This is a genomic window from Pseudomonas sp. CFBP2511 (assembly GCF_030209255.1).
GTDB classification, from domain to species: domain Bacteria; phylum Pseudomonadota; class Gammaproteobacteria; order Pseudomonadales; family Pseudomonadaceae; genus Aquipseudomonas; species Aquipseudomonas avellanae.
In genome coordinates this window covers 280,006-299,825 of the sequence record NZ_JARVSI010000015.1, presented here as the reverse complement: position 1 = coordinate 299,825, position 19,820 = coordinate 280,006, and the positions used below count along the sequence as shown (strand labels likewise).

The 19,820-nt window shown below is 59.7% G+C and carries 17 protein-coding genes and 1 pseudogene; 8 read left to right on the top strand and 10 right to left on the bottom strand.

The genetic code is table 11. From position 1 onward, the window contains the following. Positions 1 to 30: 30 nt before the first annotated feature. From QRN38_RS13290 to QRN38_RS13280, 3 genes are all read right to left on the bottom strand, one after another. Positions 31 to 1,776 carry an ABC transporter ATP-binding protein gene (locus QRN38_RS13290; protein ID WP_057418104.1) on the bottom strand — a complete coding sequence of 582 codons (1,746 nt, stop codon included), beginning with the start codon at positions 1,774 to 1,776 and terminating at the stop codon, positions 31 to 33. Further along, the gene (locus QRN38_RS13285) at positions 1,773 to 3,554 is read right to left on the bottom strand and encodes an ABC transporter ATP-binding protein (RefSeq protein WP_057418105.1); all 1,782 of its coding nucleotides are present in this window, start codon (positions 3,552 to 3,554) and stop codon (positions 1,773 to 1,775) included. Before QRN38_RS13285 ends, QRN38_RS13290 begins: the two co-directional genes overlap by 4 nt. 154 nt (positions 3,555 to 3,708) lie before the next feature. Then, the gene (locus QRN38_RS13280; protein ID WP_057418106.1) at positions 3,709 to 5,712 is read right to left on the bottom strand and encodes a TonB-dependent receptor; all 2,004 of its coding nucleotides are present in this window, start codon (positions 5,710 to 5,712) and stop codon (positions 3,709 to 3,711) included. A 146-nt stretch (positions 5,713 to 5,858) separates the two neighbouring features. Here QRN38_RS13280 and QRN38_RS13275 point away from each other — a divergent pair, with 146 nt between their 5' ends. Then, positions 5,859 to 6,797, top strand: coding sequence for a helix-turn-helix transcriptional regulator (locus QRN38_RS13275; RefSeq protein WP_005762820.1), 939 nt, complete (start codon positions 5,859 to 5,861; stop codon positions 6,795 to 6,797). On the opposite strand, the gene QRN38_RS13270 is transcribed toward QRN38_RS13275, so the two are convergent. After that, complete coding sequence (locus QRN38_RS13270) at positions 6,794 to 9,292, bottom strand: TonB-dependent receptor plug domain-containing protein (RefSeq protein WP_057418107.1); 2,499 nt, start codon at positions 9,290 to 9,292, stop codon at positions 6,794 to 6,796. The genes QRN38_RS13275 and QRN38_RS13270 overlap by 4 nt on opposite strands. A 393-nt stretch (positions 9,293 to 9,685) precedes the next feature. Between QRN38_RS13270 and QRN38_RS13265 the strand changes: the two genes are divergently transcribed. Together QRN38_RS13265 and QRN38_RS13260 are read left to right on the top strand one after the other, a co-directional pair. Then, entirely contained in the window at positions 9,686 to 10,291 is a 606-nt protein-coding gene (locus QRN38_RS13265; protein WP_007245955.1) for an SCO family protein, read from the top strand. Beyond that, complete coding sequence (locus QRN38_RS13260) at positions 10,285 to 10,779, top strand: copper chaperone PCu(A)C (protein ID WP_161937209.1); 495 nt, start codon at positions 10,285 to 10,287, stop codon at positions 10,777 to 10,779. Before QRN38_RS13265 ends, QRN38_RS13260 begins: the two co-directional genes overlap by 7 nt. A 239-nt stretch (positions 10,780 to 11,018) precedes the next feature. Here the strand turns inward: QRN38_RS13260 and QRN38_RS13255 are convergent, their stop codons facing one another. Both QRN38_RS13255 and QRN38_RS13250 read right to left on the bottom strand, forming a co-directional pair. Further along, complete coding sequence (locus QRN38_RS13255) at positions 11,019 to 11,477, bottom strand: metallophosphoesterase family protein (protein WP_057418108.1); 459 nt, start codon at positions 11,475 to 11,477, stop codon at positions 11,019 to 11,021. A gap of 102 nt (positions 11,478 to 11,579) precedes the next feature. Next, the gene (locus tag QRN38_RS13250) at positions 11,580 to 12,596 is read right to left on the bottom strand and encodes a zinc-dependent alcohol dehydrogenase family protein (RefSeq protein WP_054069018.1); all 1,017 of its coding nucleotides are present in this window, start codon (positions 12,594 to 12,596) and stop codon (positions 11,580 to 11,582) included. A gap of 183 nt (positions 12,597 to 12,779) precedes the next feature. Between QRN38_RS13250 and QRN38_RS13245 the strand changes: the two genes are divergently transcribed. Further along, positions 12,780 to 13,679 (top strand): LysR family transcriptional regulator, encoded by a 900-nt coding sequence (locus QRN38_RS13245; protein WP_054069019.1) that lies wholly within the window; start codon positions 12,780 to 12,782, stop codon positions 13,677 to 13,679. Between the two features lie 40 nt (positions 13,680 to 13,719). Here QRN38_RS13245 and QRN38_RS13240 read toward each other — a convergent pair whose 3' ends face one another. The 3 genes from QRN38_RS13240 to QRN38_RS13230 form a co-directional block, all read right to left on the bottom strand. Next, positions 13,720 to 14,304 carry an ATP phosphoribosyltransferase regulatory subunit gene (locus QRN38_RS13240; RefSeq protein ID WP_057418109.1) on the bottom strand — a complete coding sequence of 195 codons (585 nt, stop codon included), beginning with the start codon at positions 14,302 to 14,304 and terminating at the stop codon, positions 13,720 to 13,722. A 327-nt stretch (positions 14,305 to 14,631) separates the two neighbouring features. Further along, positions 14,632 to 15,135, bottom strand: coding sequence for a GNAT family N-acetyltransferase (locus QRN38_RS13235; protein WP_005762801.1), 504 nt, complete (start codon positions 15,133 to 15,135; stop codon positions 14,632 to 14,634). 82 nt (positions 15,136 to 15,217) lie between these two features. Next, positions 15,218 to 15,667 carry a DUF7832 domain-containing protein gene (locus tag QRN38_RS13230; RefSeq protein WP_005762799.1) on the bottom strand — a complete coding sequence of 150 codons (450 nt, stop codon included), beginning with the start codon at positions 15,665 to 15,667 and terminating at the stop codon, positions 15,218 to 15,220. A 300-nt stretch (positions 15,668 to 15,967) separates the two neighbouring features. Here QRN38_RS13230 and QRN38_RS13225 point away from each other — a divergent pair, with 300 nt between their 5' ends. After that, a complete protein-coding gene (locus QRN38_RS13225) occupies positions 15,968 to 16,807 on the top strand; it encodes a TauD/TfdA dioxygenase family protein (protein WP_054069024.1) in 840 nt (279 codons plus the stop codon). A gap of 90 nt (positions 16,808 to 16,897) precedes the next feature. Beyond that, the gene (locus tag QRN38_RS13220; RefSeq protein WP_007245964.1) at positions 16,898 to 17,149 is read left to right on the top strand and encodes a hypothetical protein; all 252 of its coding nucleotides are present in this window, start codon (positions 16,898 to 16,900) and stop codon (positions 17,147 to 17,149) included. Positions 17,150 to 17,187: 38 nt separating this feature from the next. Here QRN38_RS13220 and QRN38_RS13215 read toward each other — a convergent pair whose 3' ends face one another. Then, complete coding sequence (locus tag QRN38_RS13215; protein WP_005762795.1) at positions 17,188 to 17,685, bottom strand: GAF domain-containing protein; 498 nt, start codon at positions 17,683 to 17,685, stop codon at positions 17,188 to 17,190. 150 nt (positions 17,686 to 17,835) lie between these two features. Between QRN38_RS13215 and QRN38_RS28280 the strand changes: the two are divergent. Beyond that, positions 17,836 to 18,945: pseudogene (locus tag QRN38_RS28280) on the top strand (methyl-accepting chemotaxis protein); the annotation flags it as partial. After that, entirely contained in the window at positions 18,928 to 19,800 is an 873-nt protein-coding gene (locus tag QRN38_RS28275) for a methyl-accepting chemotaxis protein (RefSeq protein WP_371245715.1), read from the top strand. The pseudogene QRN38_RS28280 and the gene QRN38_RS28275, both read left to right, overlap by 18 nt. Positions 19,801 to 19,820: the final 20 nt, after the last annotated feature.

The window sequence follows — 19,820 nt, the reverse complement described above, 5'->3', positions numbered from 1 at the left end:
CCGCGCTCAGGATGGCGCGGCCCAGGGGGTTCAGGTGTGCAGGTGCCAGTTCCGAGCCTGGCTCTGGCGGTTCCACAAGCGGGCGTACAGCCCTTGCTGCGCCAACAGTTCATCGTGGCGGCCCTGTTCCACGATGCGTCCGCGATCCATGACCAGAATCTGGTCGGCGTGCTGGATGTTGTGCAGGCGATGGGCGATGACCAGTACCGTGCGATCACGTACCAGCGCATCAAGGCCCCGCTGAATGGCGGCTTCCGAAGACGGATCGACGCTTGAGGTGGCTTCGTCGAGCAGCAGGATCGGGCTGTTTTTCAGCAGCGCACGGGCGATGGAAAGGCGTTGCCGTTCACCGCCCGACAGCCAGCCGCCGCCTTCGCCGATGCGCGTGGCATAGCCGTCGGGCAGCGCCTCAATGAACGTGTGAGCATGGGCCAGACGTGCAGCGTGAATAACCTCCTGCTCGCTGGCGTCGGGCTTGCCGACCAGCAGGTTGTCGAGCACCGTGCCGGAGAACAGGGTGACGTCCTGAAAAACCATCGATATGTGCTTTTGCAGGTGATCGCTGCCGATGTCTCGCGCCTCGATGCCGCCAATCTGTAACTGACCGCTGTCGATGTCCCACAGGCGGGCGACCAGCTGCGCCAGGGTGCTTTTCCCCGCGCCGCTGGGGCCGACCAGTGCAGTCAGGGTGCCAGCGGCCAGATGGCACGAAAGCCCTTCGATAACCGGCGCTTCGCGTCCGGCATAGCTAAAACACACCTCTTTGAGGTCGATATCGAAATGTTCGGGGCTGCGTGGCTGCGCCGGCTCGGGCATCGGTTGCTGGTCGAGCAACTGCTCGGTGCGCGACAGCGCGCGGTGGCCGAAGCGCAGCAACAGAATGGAAAACCCCAGATCGATGGCCTTGCGATACAGCGGCCAGGCCAGCACGGTGAAGATCATCAGGTGCTGGATGCTCATCTGCCCGTTGAGCAGCAGGTTGCAGCCCAGCAGCACCATGAGGATGAAACCGGCCTCGATGACCAGACCGAACAGGGCGACCCATGCTGCCGGTTTCAGTTCGATACTGACCATGGCCCGGTGTTGCTCGTCCAGCGCTCGATTCAAGCGCTTCAGGGCACTGCCGAAACGGCCGAAGCTGCGGATCACTGCAATGCCCTGAATGTATTCCTGCAGCGCTGCCTGAGTGCGGTTGCTGGTCGCGAGCATAGGGTCGGCGTGCAGCAGCGTTTTGCGGATTGCCACGTAGATTGCCAGCGCTGCAAGCGGCAACGTGACCAACACTGTGCAGGCGAGGAGGGGTTCGAGCGAGAACAGCAGAAGCAGAATAAACGTCAGTTCAGCCAACGACAGCGCGAACACGCCGAGAAAGTGCGACCACAAGTGCTCGACCATGGCCAGATCGCTGGTGACTTGAGCGCTGACTTCTCCGCTGTGGGTGGTCGCGAACCAGCCGAGCGGCAGCTTCTGCAAGTGATCGACCAGGCGCAGGCGGGCATTTGCCATCATTGCGTAGGCACCGGTGAATATCAGCGGTGTGCCGAGGGCGCCGACGACAATTCGCCCGATCAAACAGGCAAGCATGCCCAGCGCCAGCCAGATTACGCTCCAGCCCTGCAGCGTATTGTCGAACAGGCTCGCCAGCAGCCAGTACAGCAACAGGTAGGGCGCGGCGCTCAACAGGCCTTCAAGGACTGCCAGACGCAAGCCTTGGCTCAGGCGTGGATCGCGTTGCCCTGCGAGGCGTTCGCCCGCGCGCATCAGACTGGAAATCATGCGGGTTCTCCACTGCTCAGTTGCCATTGGCGAATGCGGGTGTGGTCTTGCCAGAGTTGTTGATACAGCTCGCAGTTTTCGAGCAACTGCTCATGGCGGCCGATGCCGAGCACCCGGCCCTGATCGAGGACGACGATGCGTTGTGCGTCGATGACGGTGTGCAGGCGATGGGCAATCATCAGGACGGTTCGGCCCCGGCACAGATTGGCCAGCGCCTGCTGGATCAGCACCTCGTTTTCGCTGTCGGCGTAGGCTGTGGCTTCATCGAGGATCAGCACGGGAGCGTTTTTCAGCAAGGCGCGGGCTATAGACAGGCGCTGGCGCTCGCCGCCGGACAGTTGCGCGCCGGCTTCGCCAATGGCTGTGTGATAACCCTGCGGCAGGCGTTCGATAAAATCATGGGCGCACGCGGCACGTGCTGCGGCTTCGACACTCGCCTGATCGGCGTCGGGGCTTGCCAGGCGCAGGTTGTCGAGCACCGATCCGTCAAACAGGTACACGTGCTGAAACACCGTCGCGACCCGATCAAGCAGCGCCTGCAGTGGCCAGTCGCGCAGCTCGGTGCCACCCAGGGTGATGCTGCCGCTGTCGGCGTCGAACAACCGGCTGACCAGTTGCGCCAAGGTACTTTTGCCCGAACCGCTGGGGCCGACCAGGGCGGTCAACTGACCTGCCTGGGCAGTGAAACTGACGTGATCCAGCGCCTGTCTTTCGCCATAGCCGTGGCAGACGTTTTCCAGGCACAGGTCCAGCGGGGCATCAGGGCTTTGCGCATTGGCGTTGTCGCTCAGCGGCGGGCTGAGCAGCACGCTGTTGATCCTCGCCAGCGCTGCATTGCGCTGCACCTGATCGCCGAGCATGTAGGTCAGGCGCAACAAGGGCATCAGGGCGGCAGGTGCCAGCAGCAGAAACAACAGCAGGGTTTCCAGCGTGACAGTGCCGTTGAGCAGCAACCAGGCGCCCAACGGTGCAACGATCATCAGGCTGGCGCTCAGCAGCCCTGAGAACACCACCCAGAACAGCGAACTCTTGCGGGCAAACCCGGCCACCCACTCTGCCGCACCGCGTATGTCGTTGCTCAGCGAGCCGAAGCGCAGGCTGGTCAGGCCGAAGCTTTTCACCACCTGAATGCCTTGCAGGTACTCGCTGAAACTTTGTGAAATACGTTGCTGCATGCCTTGCCACTGCGCCATGCGCTCGGCCGAGCCCTTCACCATCAGCATCTGTGCAAGAAACGCCAGCGGCAACGGGGCGATACAGGCCAGTGCCAGCCGCCAGTCGATGATGAACAGCACCGCCAGGGTCAGCGGCGGCATGATTGCGGCTGAAATAGAGTCGGGCAGCGAGTGAGCGAAGAACCCTTCAAGCGCACCGACATCGTCACTCATTGTGCGACGCAGGTCGGCACTGCTGTGCTGGCTGAAAAAGCTCAGCGGCACTTCGCCCAAATGCCGGGCAATCCGGCTGCGCAACTGACGCAGCAGCTCGAAGGCTGCCAGATGTGCGCTCACATGGCTGAGGGTCATGATCAGCCAGCGCAGCAGCACCGCCGCCAACGCCCAGAGGCCCCAGACCAATGCCGCATGTGCATCAGACAAGGGGCTCAGCAAGACCTGCGCGATTTTGTAGATGCACCACAGCGGTACAAGGCTCAGCAGCGCTGACACCACAGCGCAACCGATCGCCAGGGCAAACATGCCCGGTGCCAGTCTGAGCAGCCCGGTATGGTTGAGGGGGCGGGTTGTGGGCCTGTCGGCAGCATCATGATTGCGCGTCATTGGGCACTCCTTGGGTATCTGTACCGGTCATTTCGCCATGCAGCGGCTGACGAGCACCCGAAAGGGCGGCCGACGTTGTTGCCGATGAATGGGTTCGGTGGCTTCTCGATGAGGCTCATGCACGTGTGCGCGAGCCTGGTCGAGTCTGTTCAGATCAAAAGCTGATTTTGGTACTCAGCCCCAGTTCCCGGCCCTGTCCGGGCTGGCTGAACTGCGCGCCGCCAGACAGATAGGAATAGGTGCGGTAGTCCTTGTCGCCGAGGTTGTTGCCGTACAGCGCAACCTCCAGATCAGGTGTGGGCAGCCATGCCAGTCGGGCGTCCACCAGGCTATAGCCGCCCTGCGACACCTCGTTGTCGACGTCGAAATAATGCTTGCCGGTGTAACTGATCCCGACGCTGGGTCGCACCTCGCCCAGCAGGCCGTCGAAGTAGAAGCTGTGTTCGGCCGATGCGCGCAAGGTGCGTCCGGGCGTGTAGGTCAGGCTGTTGCCCTGGCGTTCGGAGTCAAGCATGCGGTTGCGGTTGACGGTGCCCGCCAGACGAATCAGGGTGGCCTCATCTGCATGCCAGTCCATGGACAGCTCCGCACCTTCACTGCGGGCCTTGCCGATGTTGCTCAGCGACTGGGTGCCGGTGCCGGCGGCGCCGATGAATTGCTGCACGTCGTCGATATCGATGCGGTACAGCGCGGCGTTGAGCCACAGGCGCTGATCGAACAGGCTGGATTTGACGCCGATCTCCGTGTTCAGCGATTTTTCCGGCGCATACGCCACGGCACCTGGTGTAATGGCGCCAATACGATTGTAGCCACCGGCCTTATAGCCCTTGCTGACCGAGGCATACAGCCGCATGTCCGGAGTCGCCTGGAAGCCCAGGGCAATCTTGGGCGTGGTGCTGGTGAACGTGTCGTTACCGCTGTAAACGAAGCCTGGCGTAAAGGCTGCATCGACCTGGGTGTAATCGGTTTCGGCTTTTTCCACGCTGTGCCGCGCGCCCAGTGTCAGGTCCCAGCGCGGTGCCAGGTGCCAGGTGAATTCGCCGAACACTGCTTTCTCGGAACTATCGATGAGGCTGTCGGCCACGCCATACACGCCGAACAGCGGGGCGCTGCTGTCAGGTTCGCGCTCTGAGTGGCTGCGGCTCTTCTGCCAGTAAAGGCCACCTACCGCGTCCCAGGCACGGTCGTCGCCCTGAGTGGAAAGACGCAGTTCCTGGCTGACGGTGCGCTGGGTTTCGGGCCAGTGAAAACCCAGATCGCCGTACAGTCGCTCGTGGCGATAGTTCTGCAAAGAGGTGATGGAGGTCAGTTTGAGCGCATCGCTGAGGTTCCAGTCCAGCGTTGCACTGCTGGTTTCCACGCGGCGCACATAGACCGACTCCAGCAACGGAACACTTGCCCGACGCTTTTCATACGTGGCGTCTGCCAGATACTGCTCGTTGTAGGAGGTCAGGCGATCACGGGCATAGGCCAGCTTGAGGCTGAAGTCTTCGTTGGGCTTGAAGGTCAGACCGACATTGCCGCCCCCGTTGTCGCTGTCGCCGTGATGCTCGCTGCGGGTCAGCTCGCCGTCGGTGTCGTCGTGATACACGGTGCCCTGTATGAACAGTTTGTCGTCCACCAGCGGCGTCGAGCCGGTCGCCGATACTTGTTGGTGCAGATTGCTGAAGCGGCTTTGCAGCGTGGCGGTCGGCGTGTTGTCCGGCTGACGGGTGAGGATATTCAGTGCCCCGGCGTGGGCATTACGCCCGTAAAGCGTGCCTTGCGGGCCTTTGAGCAGTTCGATGTGTTCGATGTTGAGCAGTTGCTGATTGAAGGTGCCCAGGTATTGCGGCACACCATCGACATAAATGCCGACAGGCGCATTGTAGGGGTCAGAAGATGAAACGCCGCGCAGGCTCAGGCTGGGGAATACGCTTGCGCCGGTGTTGCGCATCAACAGTTCCGGAAATACTCTCTCCAGGTCGCCGCTGGCATAGACATTGGCGCGTTCCAGATCCGCCTGGCTTGCCACCGACAATGCCAGGTCGGTCTGGTCCTGAGACTGCACGCGCTTGCCGGCCGTTACCTGCATGTCAGGCAAGGTCATTACATTATCGGCCAGCGCCTGATGGGAAACCGCGAGCATGATTGCCAGGCTGAGTAGGGAACGTTGCATGAAAAGACTCGGGTGAAAGGGAGTGGCCGTATTCTCTGGACTTAACCGTTTCATTGCGCGTGCGATCAGGGTCGAAATGCGCGCAATCGGTACTTTAGTTGATAAGTGTTATCATTTGAGTCTGATTCCCAAACGAGTGCATGCCGATGAGCCTCAATCATTATTGCGCTGACTACGAGCTGCCCAAGGTTCTGACCGATGAAGTGGGTGATGAGCTTGATATCCGGCTCATTGACTGGCAGGTCGACGAAGACCGGCATCTGGATGCTTTCTGCGAAGCGTCGCTGACCGTCTCGTACCACGCCAACTGCTCGGGTTGGCGTTATTTCGCCGACACCTCGCCCCTGAGCTGGCGTGAAGATCACTGCTGCCTGTTCCATTCGACGGTTCCGGTCAGAGGCGAGGGTTTCGTACCCGCTGGCACCTGCTGGCGCGGTGTGAATATCAGTTTTGCCGCGCACCGATTGGGCATGCTCGATCTGGCCGGTCAATTGTTCGATTATCAGGGGCCTTGGGAGAACACCCGTTCCCAGGACCGCACGGCGCGGCTCGTACAGTTTCCGGCACCCCAGGTGGTAAGACGGATCGGCCAGGAAATGCTCGGCTGCAAGCTTGAAGGGATCGCCAGGGATTTGCTGCTGCGTGGCAAGGCTTATGAAATGCTTGGCCAGTTGACTGCGCACATTCAGGACCTGGCGCATTTCACCGGGCTCAACGCGGGCGGGCGTGACCTGATGCGCGTCGAGCGGGCGCGCAAGCTGCTGGAGGCGCACCCCGAGCAGGACTGGACCATCGAATCACTGGCCCAGTCGGTGGAACTCAACACCAAAAAGCTCAAGCAGGGGTTTCGTCAGAGCTACGACAGCGGCGTCTACGGCTATCTGCAGAAAGTCCGCATCGAGCGGGCGGCGCAACTGTTGAAGCAACAGGGGGCGGTCAGCGAAGTGGCGGCGGCAGTGGGTTATTCCAGCGCCAGCCATTTCGCCAAGGTGTTTCGCCGCTACTACGGCATCAACCCACTGCACTTCAGCGCAATGGCTGCCGAACAGGTCCATGAACAGGCTGTGGTCCTGCCCGCAGGCTAAAAATCATAGGCAATCTTGCTGTACCAGAAGCCGCCGCCCGGATAGAACGGTGAGTTGCCGTACAGATTCAGCCCGACGGCGGAAGGGATTGCGTGTTTGTCCGGGCGCACGTCGAAAATATTGGTGCCGCCCAGGCTCAACGTGATGTTGTCGTAGAGGGTGTACGACACATCCAGGTCGGTAATCCATTTGGCTCCGAAACTGCGGTCGCCGCTTTCCAGTTGCTGGAGGGTCTTGACCTTGCCGTAGCGGGTGGTTTGCAGGTTCACACCCAGATCGCCCAGCGTCCATTTGCCGCCCAGCACCCATTTGGTTTTTGGCTGTGCGTCGGTGAGGTCGCCTTCGCGGGCGCGGCCGACCCAGGTCAGGCTGCCGCCGGGGTTGCTGCCCAGGCCCTGCAAGGCTGCCGGCGCATCTTTGACGTCGGTGATGACGGTCTTGTTGTAGTTGAACCCGGCACTCCAGCGCACATCGCCCCACGCGCCGTACTGACTGGAGTGGTCGAGGACGATGTCCAGGCCGCGGGTTCGGGTGTCGAAGGCGTTGGCGTAATAAGAGGTCCAGGTGCTGGTGTCGACACCTTGTGCGGTGAGCGTCGGTGCCAGCGCCGGGCCGTACAGGCTTTCGGTGCGCGCGATGCGGTCGGCGATTTCGATCCAGTAGGCGTCTGCCGTCAGGCTGGTACGCGGTGCCGGTTGCCAGGTCACGCCAACGCCGAGATTGCGCGATTTTTCCGGGTCCAGAGTGGTCGCGCCAAGTGCCTGGGCCAGCGCCGAGTTGACCGGCGCGATGCGCGTCACGGCGGGCACAATGGTGCCATCCGGCGCAGCACCGACCCGGTTATCCGAGATGCTGTAGCCGGTCTGGGTCAGCGAGGGCGCACGAAAGCCCGTGCCGACGGTGCCGCGTACCGCGAAGGTATCGGTGAATTCATAGCGCGAGTTGAGCTTGGCGCTGACCGTGTTGCCCGAGTCATCGTCGAAGTGCTCGGCGCGTAGCGCCAGATCGACAAACAGCGGTTCAATCGGGGTGATGCCGAAATCCACGTAGGCCGCATAGTTGTTGCGTTGCAGGCGGGTGGCGTCCTGCGGCGAGATGACCGCGGCGGCCTGCGCGGCAATCGATGCCAGTTGCCCGGCCAGCGGGTTGGCCTGACCGTTGGGCAGGCTCGCCGGAAAGCGATAACCGCCCACCTGATAAGCCTGCGCGTCGCCGGAGAACGTCCGAAAACGCTCCCATCGATGTTCCAGCCCGGCGGACACTTGCAGCGGCACGCCAAACAGCCCGTCAAAGGCGCGGGTGATGTCGAGGTTGTTGACCCATTGCTCGAATCGATACGTCGCCAGGTCATCGAATGATGTCGGGGAGGCCGGTCCCAGCGACGGGTTGATGGCCAGGTCGCTGTACTGATTATTGTTGTTGCGCCCGTAAGTGGTGCTCAGGTCCCAGTTCCAGCCCAACGCCTGGCCCTTGCCACCGATCAGGTACTGATAGTCAGTGTCGTCCAGGTTGTTGAGCGGGTAATAGCCGTCGGCAAACAGCTCGGGAATGTTGGCGTTGCCGTTGGGGTAGCGGAAGTAGTTATTGATGATGGCGTCGCGCTGCCCATAGGTGCCGTAGGAATACAGCGTTGTCTGGTCATCCAGCGGCAGTTCGGCGTTGTAGGCCAGGTTGAATGCCTTGATCTGCGGGTCGCCATTCTTGACGCCGACCCGATCCCACGTCGCTTCCCTGGGGTCGCCGGGAAAGTAGGCGGTATTGGTGGCTTTGTCGTTCCAGCTGGCATCACCACGTTTGCGGGCGTCGGCTGAAAGGTGCAGAAAGCCGCCATCGCCCAGCTCGAAACCAGTGTCGCCTTCAAACTTGCTGACTTCGCCTTCGCCGCTGTACAGCTTGCCGTAGGTCAGCCCCAGATGACCGCCCTCGGCGCCGGATTTGAGAATCACGTTGATCACCCCGGCAATCGCATCCGAGCCGTATTGCGCAGCGGCGCTGTCCTTGAGCACCTCGATTCGCTCCACCGCGCTGATCGGGATCATGTCGATGTCCACCGAGTTCGCGCCGCTGCTGTCGGTCGAGCCATTGGCGGGCAGGGCGCTGTTGTGGCGACGTTTGCCGTTGACCAGCACCAGCGTGTAGGCCGGTGCCAGGCTGCGGTTGGACAGCGGGCGTATGGTCGAGTTATAGCCCGCGACGTTTGTGCCGTAATTGAAGGACGGCAGCAGTTTGGCGATGGCTTCGGTCAGGTCGGCGCGGCCGGTCTTGAGCAGTTGATCGCTGGTCACGATGTCTACCGGGGCCGGGCTGTCGGTGACGGTGCGCTGCGTGCCACGCACCCCGGTGGAGATCACCGTGACCTTCTCCAGGCGGGCTTCCTCTTGCGTGGATTTTTCGGCGGCCTGAGCCGGATTCATCAGGCCGAGGCTGACGAGCGCCATGCCTCTGATCAACGGGGTGCGCAGGGTGTGGCAGATGGCGCGAGCAGGGAGGGCCATAACACGGTGATCCTTGTGAGCATTGAGAAAGGTCTTGGGCACCTCCACAGGTCAGGGTCGGTCTGCTGGCGAATATAGAGTTATGAAAGCAGGCTGGGAAAGGCCTTTTGGTTATATGTTAATTATAAATGTATTGAATTATATAAGTCTGTTACATGAATGTTTTGCATTTAATGCCAGGCGTGCCTGTGGCGTCTGCGAAGGCTTGGTGATTGTCGAACCGCCTGTGCTGTTTTGTCGCACCGTGCATCGCAGCCCATGAGGCCGACGTTTGCGCGCCTGCTCATGGTTTGATACAGGATTGTCGGTATTCCCCACCGCCCTTGAGTGGTAAATTCGCCACCTTTGAATTTGTCTGAACCCACGCGCCTTATCCTCCAGGGGACGTAAGACATGACGTACCGACCGACCCGCCGCGAGGTGGTCACAGGCCTCTCGTTGCTGAGCCTTGGCCTGCTGACTGGCTGCGGCAATTCCAATGCCTTGCCGTTCAAGCATGGCAAGGACATGAGCAACGAGATTGTTGGCCGCAACTTCCGGCTCAAGGATTCGCAAGGCAACGTCAAGACGCTTTCGAGTTTTCGCGGCCTGATGCCGATGATTTTCTTCGGATTCACCCAATGCCCGGCCATTTGCCCGACGGCGCTGGCGCGCGCAGCGCAGATTAGAAAGCTGATGGGCGAGGAGGGCAAGACGCTCCAGGTGGTGTTCATTACTCTGGACCCGGAGCGCGATACGCCTGATGTGATCGACGCCTACGTGAAGGCTTTCGATCCGACCTTCGTCGCCTTGTCCGGTACGCTTGAAGAAACCGTCGCGACGGCCAAGGAGTTCGGCGTGTTTTTCGAGAAAGTCCCGCTGGGCGATACCTATACCATTTCCCACACCGCCACCAGTTACGTCTACGACACCCGTGGCGTCCTGCGCCTGGGCCTGTCGCACAGGCTGTCTGCCCAACAATGCACCGAAGATCTGCTCACTTTGATGGAAGTATGCTGATGAACGCTCTGATTCGTAACGCCGTAAAGCCACTGTTGCTGACCCTTTCGCTGCTCGGCCTGAGTGCTCAGGCGCTGGCCGACACCAAAGTCGATGATGCCTGGGTGCGTGCCACCGTGCCGGGCCAGCCTGCCACAGGCGCGTTCATGCACATCACGTCCAGCACCGACAGCAAACTGGTGGACGTTGCATCACCTGTTGCCAAAACCGTGCAGATCCACCAGATGAGCATGAAAGGCGATGTGATGAGCATGCAGCGTGTCAGCTCGGTCGACCTGCCGGCGGGCAAGCCAGTGGTGTTCGATGCCAACGGCTACCACGTCATGTTCATGGGCCTGTTGGCGCAGGTCAAAGAGGGTGACAAAGTGCCACTGACCCTGACCGTTGAAGATGCCAAGGGCGTGAAGGAGTCGATTCAGGTCACCGCAGTGGCCAAATCGCTGACCACTGACGAACACGGCGGGCACGGTGACCACAGCGGTCATTGATGTGCTGGCTGGTGCGTGTGTCTGAGCAAACGCGCATTCAAGATCGGACGCGGAGCGTCGGCATGATAGTCGCCCAGACAACCTATCGTTCTTTACGCTCCAGCGTAGGAATGCAGTGGGTGACGCTCCGTGTCACAGATCTGCGCCACGCCGCGCAATCAAGATCGGACGCGGAGCATCGGTACGAGATTCAACGAGTTTCGCGTAGGACGAAGTACATCGCGCCGCAACGGCAACGATCAGTCCAGCAACTGCACCAGCCGCGGCTCCATCGCATCCGAACTTATCTCAAGCAGCGCCAGCGTTACCGGCAACTTGAATCGTCTTCTTCCGGCACTGCCCGGATTAAGGTACAGCGTGTTCCCGCGCCATTCGATGAGGGGTTTGTGGGAATGGCCGGTAACGACCAGTTTCACATTGTCATCCAGCAGCGCAGGAACGTCGGCGATGTCGTGGACCAGCAGGACTTGCCAGCCTTGGATGTCGAAGCGCAGATGATCGGCGATGGGTTTTGCCCATTCTGCGTCTACATCATTGTTGCCGCGCACGATGTGCAACGGGGCGATGGCGGCGAGTTGCTCGACGATGCCCTGGCTGCCGATGTCACCCGCATGGATGATGGCTTCGCAGCCCTCAAGCGCCGCGATGGCTTCGGGTCGGAGCAGCCCGTGGGTGTCGGAAATCACGCCAACTTTCATGCAATGCCTCGGGTCTGGGCAGGGTGGGCGCGCAGTGTAACCCGTTGCGCGCGCCCGGCCTGCTGCTAGCCATTGGCCGTGGCCGGTTTCGATTCCCTCGGATCAGGCCTGAGCGACCTTGATCACCACCTTGCCAAACGCACCTCTGGCCAGGTGTTCATAGGCTTCGCGAGCCTGCTCGAACGGGTAGACGTGATCAATCACCGGGCGAATCCTGTGCTCGTTGAGAAACGCATTCATCCGGTCAAACGACGAGCGGGGAGCTACGGCGATGCCGCGAAAGGTTGTCTGGCGGAAGATCATCGGCATCAGGTTGAGCGCCGAGGTCTGGCCGGTCAGAAAGCCGATCTGCGCGATGCGTCCTCCCGCCTTTGTGGCAGCAATCGACTGGTTGATGCCGTCGCCACCGGCCACGTCCAGCAAAAGGTCCACACCCTTGCCGTCGGTGAGTTTCAGCACTTCCTCTGCCCACTCGGGATGGGTTCGGTAATTCACGCCGGCGACAGCCCCGAGCGCTTTCACCGCTTGCAGGTTTTCGTCCTTGCTGGAGGTCGCGATAACGTTCGCCCCCAAGGCCGTGGCAATCTGCGCGGCAAAGATCGACACGCCACCCGAGCCCTGCACGAGAACGGTCTGCCCGGCCTCGATCTGGCCGAAATCAACCAGCGCGTACCAGGCGGTCAGGGCCGCAATCGGCAGGGTGGCGGCTTCTTCATCCGACATGGCCTCCGGTGCGCGCACGGCGCTTTGTTCATGGATGATCATGTATTCGGCCAGCCCACCCGGCAGAGGCGAGCCAAAGCAGTAGTCGGGCTCGTCCGGGCCTGGTGGGCCGTCGATCCAGCGCGAGTAGAGGTGCGAGTTCACTCGATCACCTACGGCAAAGCGGCTGACCCCTTCGCCTACCGCGACGACCGTGCCGGCTGCGTCGCTGACCGGAATAAGCGGTTTGGGTACACGGTGCGGTTCGTAGATGCCGTCGACAATGGCCTTGTCGCGGAAGTTGAGCGATACCGCGCCCACCTTGACCAGCAGTTCTCCAGCTTTGGGGACCGGCGTTTGCGCTTCTCCCAGCACTAGATTGTCGAGCCCGAAATCGTTTAACAGCCATGCTTTCATTTGATGTCTCCAGCGATCAGGTAGGTGCACACAGAGCGTGTTTGGGCTTGTGGGCGCTGGAGCCATTGTTGGCAAAACGCTGTTGCAGATAAATGGGCGCAAATCGACAGGATTGTTATCCTGCAAGGCAACAATGGCTGGACATGTGCTCTGGGGGATTCATCGGTGGACCTATTACAGTCGATGCAGGTATTCGCAAAACTCGCCGAACTGGGCAGTTTTACGAGGGTGGCGGAGGCCATGCAGGTCGGTCGGCCTCACCTGACCCGAATCATTCAGGACCTTGAAGCGTCATTGGACGTCAGGCTGTTCCAGCGTACGACCCGCAGCGTGAAACTCACGGCTGAGGGCCAGCGTTTTTATGAGCGCGTGAAGAGCAACCTGGCGGACCTCGCCGAAACCACGTCAATGTTCGACCGAAACGGCTCGACCTTGCGCGGGCGACTTCGGATCGACATTCCGGCGGCCTTCAGCCAGCGCAGTTTCATGGAAACATTGAGGGGCTTTACCCGAGCATTTCCCGACATCGACGTTGTGCTGGGGGTGACCGACCGGACGGTGGATCTGGTCGCCGAGGGCATCGACTGCGCGCTGCGCATCGGCGAGCTGCCCGATTCAAGTCTTGTCGTCAGAAATATCGGCAAGGCCACGATGGTGACCTGCGCCGCACCTTCCTACCTGCAAGCCTTCGGTACACCGGAAACGCTGGAGGATCTGAAGCGTCATTGCGGAGTAAGCTTTCTGTCCGGCCAGAACAATCGACCTCTGCCTTGGCATTTTTCGTTGAACGGTGAAGACTTGCCTTACCCTGCGCAGGGCGCAATTACCGTCAATGAGTCCAACGCCTACGTACAATGCGGGCTGGCTGGTTTCGGGATTCTGCAGGCGCCAGGTATTACCGTTGAGTCATTTCTGGCGAGCGGGGAGTTGGTCGAAGTCCTTGAGGCGTATCGCCCATTACCGCGCCCCGTCTCTGTGCTGTACCCGAGCCGCACGCATCTTGCGCCGCAGGTGCAGGCCTTTGTGGAGTGGTTGAGAGCGCATTTCCCGAAACTGCATCCTTGCTGGTTTGACGCTCAGTAGACAAACGCCTCGGTGCAGAGGCGCTGTCAGTCAGTGTGCGTCAATCAGTTTCAGGCCCAAGCGCCAGCACCAGTCGCTCCAGCCCTATGCCAAACCCGGCACCCTCCCGATAGGCCCCGCCACCCACCACCTGTTGCTGCGCACCCAATTTCGGGCAGCGCACCTCGAAGCCATTGCCTTCCAGGTAATAACTCAGGCCTCGTTTGACGGCGATGTTCAGTTGATAGTCCAGACCCAGCGAGTCGAGAAAGCCGGTGCATATTGCCTGGCTGCGCAGTAATGACTGCTGCGGCGAGGGGCCAAGAATTTCCAGCCCCAACTGAGTAAATTCCCGATAGCGCCCAGCCTGGGGCCGTTCATACCGGTAACAGCGCGCCACATAGAAAAACAGCGCTTCGCATCGTCCGCTCAACAGCAATTCGCTGCGCTCCTGAAACAGCGCAGTTGCCTCGGGGATCAGGCAGCAGGCGCGCCCGGCCTTGTCGTTGAAGGCCCACATCTGGCCGATAATTTCGCTGCCGCCGGCTTTTTCGATAAACGTGTCCTGACCCCATAAAGCCGGGACGATTGCTTCCTCAGCGCCCGCTGCGATGAAGATAGCTCCGGAAACGGTTTTCCGTTTCACGCAGAATTGCAGCTTCTGTTCCGGTCACGATGCGGGTTCCGCGTAGCATGGTCATAGGTGTGATCTCCACTGATTTTCGGGTAACTGATTCTTTGGTAAGTAACCGGGCAATAAAACCAGGCAATAAAAAAGGCGCCGTGGGCGCCTTGGTCTGTTTCACTGATGGTCAGAGCATGAACCTAAGCCTGACCAATCGATGAGCACAAGCAACCGCAGCACCTTGAGATGGGGCCGTGATAGTGATGTCGGTTGCTATGAGGAATTTGATTCATGGCTGATCCTTGCATGCTTTCAGCGATTGCTCAAGCGGCGATCGATCGCCCGGGCTTATCTCAGGCGCGCCATGCTCAAGGCATCGACATATGCGCCATCGCGTACCGCGTAGTTGCGCAGACGGCCTTCGACTTCAAAACCAAACTTGCGATAGAGACCTTGTGCGGCCTCATTGTCGGCATACACGGTCAGTTCTACCCGGTGCAGGTTCATCCAGTTATCTGCCACGTCCAGCGCCGCTGCCAGCAACTTCGAGCCAATGCCTTTGCCGTGCCAGGCCGAGGCGACGCCCATGCCGAACGCGCCGACATGGCTTTGCCTGCTGCGTGAGTATTGTTCCAGGCCGATGCTGCCGATCACCTCGCCGCCGTTCAGCGCGACCAGTTTTACCTGTCGTTCAGTGCTGTTGGCCAGGCGTTGGCGCCAGACCTCGATGGACTGATAAGGCATTTGCAAAACCTGACGGCAGACCGCTGGCTCGTTGTAGAGCGCGGTCACACCTTCAAGGTGAGTTTCAGCCATGCGCTGAATGACGATTTGCGGGGCAGGAGCGTGCACGTTGATTCATTCCTTGAAGTGAAACGGGTCGAGCATGTCAGATAAAGCCTCTCGACATTGACTTGTAGCCGAGACAAGCGGGTCAGACGATGTACTCAGGCTTGCCCATTGCTTGCCACTCGGCAAATCGGGCATCCATGAGCGGGGACAGTTTGTCAAAATTGGCCCATGTATCGGGAACGCTGTAAACCTCATCCTGGGTCACGCTGAATGCGAGCAGGTAGTCGTCAATGTAGCGGCTGTCATTGTTCAGGCCCTCGTAGTAGGCCAGCGCGAAAGCATTGCCGATGTCGTTGAATTCTTGATCGGTGAGCTTCTCGTCGAGCATCGATATTACGAAAGCGCTGCCGGTAAGCTCGCGTTTTGTGAGCGCGGCGACTTCACTCTCGGCGTCTTCAAGCAGTTCCTCGCTGGCAAGTTTGTTCAGCAGCATCCAGGCCAGGAACATACCGATGTGCGTCGCACCGGCTGCGCTTGGAAGATCGCTGGGGAAGTTGCCGTTGTAGTGCCATGAGGCGTCGTCGTATTTCATTGCTGCTCCGCTGGAAATGGGAATTCCTGTCGATTTTTCAGAACTACTCTGGCAGCGGATTACCATGACTGCAAGCAACGGGCCCTTGGCAGTTCGGTTCCGTGAACGTGCGCCGCTATGGTTCAAGGCCGAAGTACTGGACGTGGCGGCCCTGTTTATGGGGCATTGCTCGCGCTCTATTTACACCATCATCCGGGCGATTATCTGCAGCATCGATTGCGCGGCTCCATCATAAATAAGCAGTTGCCTCTGCCTGCTCATAAGTGTACCGTTGTGTTCACTTATGAAGAGGGTCGCATCATGTTAGCCACTTCGGTCGTCCAGCTGTCGCAGGAATCCATCAAGCCAGCTATTGGCGCGCGTATTTTCAACAGCAAGCAGGAGTTGCTGTCGGGTCAATTCGCCGGGGCAATCCGAGAACTGCTGGAGCAGCGAGGCGTGCTGGTGTTCCCGAAGATTCACTTATCCGATGCTGAACAGATCGCTTTCACTCGCACGCTCGGGACTTTTTCCCCGGAAGCCAGCGATGGCCAGAACATCACCAAAATCAGTCTCGATGTAAAAGAGAACCCGGCGGGAGCCGAGTTTCTCAAGGGTTCGCTTTACTGGCACATCGACGGTACGAGCAGTGACGCGCCGATTCTAGCCTCGCTGCTGTCTTGCAAGGTGCCCGCCAGTTGGGGAGGCAACACCGGCTTTTGTAATACCTACGCGGCTTACGAGGCGCTTGGCGATGCTGACAAACATCGTTACGAAAGCTTGCGAGTTATTCACGCGCCATGGGCATCGTTACTCTATTACAATCCGGAACCTGGTCTTGCCATGCTCAAGGCAATGCAGGCTATCGGCGAAAAGGAGCTGCCGCTGGTGTGGAAGCACCGTTCCGGCCGCAAGTCGCTGATTCTGGGGTGTACGGCGCAGCATGTCGTGGGGAACAGTCTGGCGCAGAGCGCGCAGATTCTGGTGGGTTTGCGCGAGTGGGCCACGGCAGAGGCGTTCAGTTACAGCCATACGTGGCAGGTGGGTGATCTGGTGATATGGGACAACACCGGCACCATGCACCGCGCAGAGGCGTACGACCCTGAATGCGGGCGCATGATGCACCGCACCAAGCTGCAAGGCGAGGAGCCTTTCGAGTGAGCCGAGGGTGGCAACACGCGAGCGACGGCCCGGCCTGTATAGCGGTCGCTCATCTTGAACCGAATCGTTTTACCTGAGTGGAGAAGCGATATGTGCGGACCTAAAGAGCCCATCGCGGGTGTATTTCTACTGTTGGTGCTGGCTGCCGGAGGCTGGGTGGCTCAGGAGCCGTTCCCTCATTTCGGGATTGATGTGTCTGCAGAGACGTTGCTGAACGCAGCGGGCTCGGCCAGGACTGTTTCTTCCCGTTACAGGGTGCAGTTCGACGAAAACCGATTTACCAGCGCCATGCTCGAACCCGTGCCGATGTACGCGCTGGTGGATGAACCCGCCAGGCCGTAACCTGACCTGGCCAACGCCGCAACTGCTGGCCGTTGCGGCTAGTCTGCTTCGCTCATGTTGGCGAAGAAAATACACCCGATCAGCCGCGCGAACAGGGTCAGCGTTTCTGCAAGTTCCGGATCGTCAAACAGCGTCACGCGTGAGTCCAGCGCGCACATCGCGCCATACAGCCTGCCGTCCGGAAGAAAGATCGGTACGCCAGCATAACTCTCGATAGCAAACCGCTTCACAACAGGGAAGTTCGCGTACCGGCCGCTTTTACTGATCTGCGGAATGAACAACGCCTGGGGGTTGATACAAAACTCACCGCACAGCGTTGTCTCCAGCGCGAAGACTTCACCTTCGTCTATCCCAAAGTCAGTGGGGTCATATACCGAACAGGCTATCCAGTCTTCGTCGGTAAACTTCGCAATACTCGCAAAGCGCATGCCTGTCAGACGGGTAACCAACCGCAAAACGTTGGTGGTTGCTTCGATCTCGGCAATTGCAGAACGCTCCTCGTTGGTCAAGGTGCCTTTTGAGGCTGTCAACTGCATGCCATTCTCCGGAATACTTTGTGTGTGCGGCTGCCCATGCTAACTGACCCGGATGAAAAAGCTAGATGCGTTACAAGCAGTTGCGGATTATTTGTGAGCAAGAATATTGACGCCAAGTTTAAAGTTTGAGATCGGGCTGCCGACATACGTATGTTGTATAGGCAGGGATCAGCCTCGTATATCCACTCGTTGGCCTACCAAGAGCAAATTACGTTGAAAAACACTCTGAGCAATATTTCTGTCAGGTCCAAGCTAGCGCTTGGGTTTGCTCTGGTCATCGTGCTGACGGTGCTGATTGCGCTGACCGGCTGGACCGGTATCACTTCGCTGAGCGAACGAAGCGAAAGGATTGCCGACATTGGCAAGATGAGCACCCTGACTCGCGATGTCCGCATCGCACGTCTGGCGTACTGGATTAACTACGATGCCGAACGTGCCAGCGATTGGTTGAAGGCTCTTGAACGCCTCGAAGCCCACGTCAAGTATGCGCAAGAGGTATTCGACTCTCCGCTGAACATACCGCTGGTGAACGCTGCCGCCGAAGCGCTGGTTGAATACCGGGTTCACTATGACAACCTGATGCGCGCAACAGCCGCCCGCGAAGCAACCCGTGGAACGTTTGGCCAGTACGCCGATGCCGGGGCTGAGGACTTGCAGAAGCTGAACGCCTTCGCCAGGTCGGACGAGGGCAGCGCGTCACAGCGCGACGCTATTGTTCAGGCAATGACACTGTTTCAGAAAATGCGTTTCGATCTGCGTGGTTATACCTATTCTTTGAAGGCTGAGAACAGGGCGCCCGCAGAAGCTTCAATGAGCGCAGTCATTAACTTTGTCAAAGGCCTGCAAGGCTTCGACAGTCAGTCTGCAACGATCAAGCACCTCGTGGATTCCATGGTCAGTTACCAGAACACCATGAATCAATTCACCGCCGCACAGGCATCCATCGATCAGGCTCAGGCGGGTATCACCAAAGTTATCGGGGTTCTTTTCAAATCGGCCGACCAATTGTCTGCCAACCAGGTCAGTCTGCGCATAGAAGACGTTGATCAGGCCCGGACGCTGCTCTCGGTATGGTTGGTTGCGGCGCTGATTATGAGTTTCCTGGCTGCGTGGGTGATAACCCGCCTGATCGTAGGCCCGTTGCTCGAAACACTGAAACTGGCCGAACGTGTGGCTGATGGTGATCTGACCCACAACCAGGCGGTTACCCGCAAGGATGAGCTGGGACGCTTGCAAGGCAGCATGCTGCGCATGACCACCAACCTGCGCGAGCTGATCGGTGGGCTGCGTGACGGCGTGACGCAAATTGCCAGCGCTGCCGAGCAGTTGTCGGCAGTGACCGAGCAGACCAGCGCCGGTGTCAACAGCCAGAAAAGCGAGACCGATCAGGTGGCGACCGCCATGCATGAGATGTCGGCCACCGTTCAGGAAGTCGCGAGAAACGCCGAGCAGGCATCCCATGCGGCGGTCAACGCTTCGAAAGAGGCGCGTGAAGGCGACGGCGTCGTTTCCAAGGCGGTGACGCAGATCGAGAAGCTTGCGACTGAAGTGCAGAACTCCAAATCCGCCATGGACGAGCTCAAAAGCGAAAGCAACAAGATTGGTGGTGTGCTGGACGTCATCAAGGCGGTGGCCGAGCAGACCAACCTGTTGGCGCTCAACGCTGCTATCGAAGCAGCGCGCGCCGGGGAAGCCGGGCGAGGTTTCGCGGTGGTTGCTGACGAAGTGCGAAGCCTGGCGCAGCGCACCCAGACATCGACAGAAGAAATCGCTGCGTTGATCAGCGGGCTGCACAGCCGCACCTCGCACGTGGCGACAATCCTCGACAACAGCCAGGCGCTAACCGCCAACAGCGTCGAGCTGACCCGTAACGCGGGCGTCTCTATCGGTAATATCACCCAGGCGATCTCGACCATCGAGACGATGAATCACCAGATTGCTGCGGCGGCTGAAGAGCAGAGCGCAGTTGCCGAAGAGATCAACCGCAGCGTGCTGAATGTTCGGGATATTTCCGAACAGACGGCGTCGGCCAGCGAGCAAACCGCCGCATCGAGCGTTGAGCTCGCCCGCCTGGGTGTTCATTTGCAGAGTATGGTCAGCCGCTTCAAGGTCTGAGTATTCGGCGCGAAAAATCC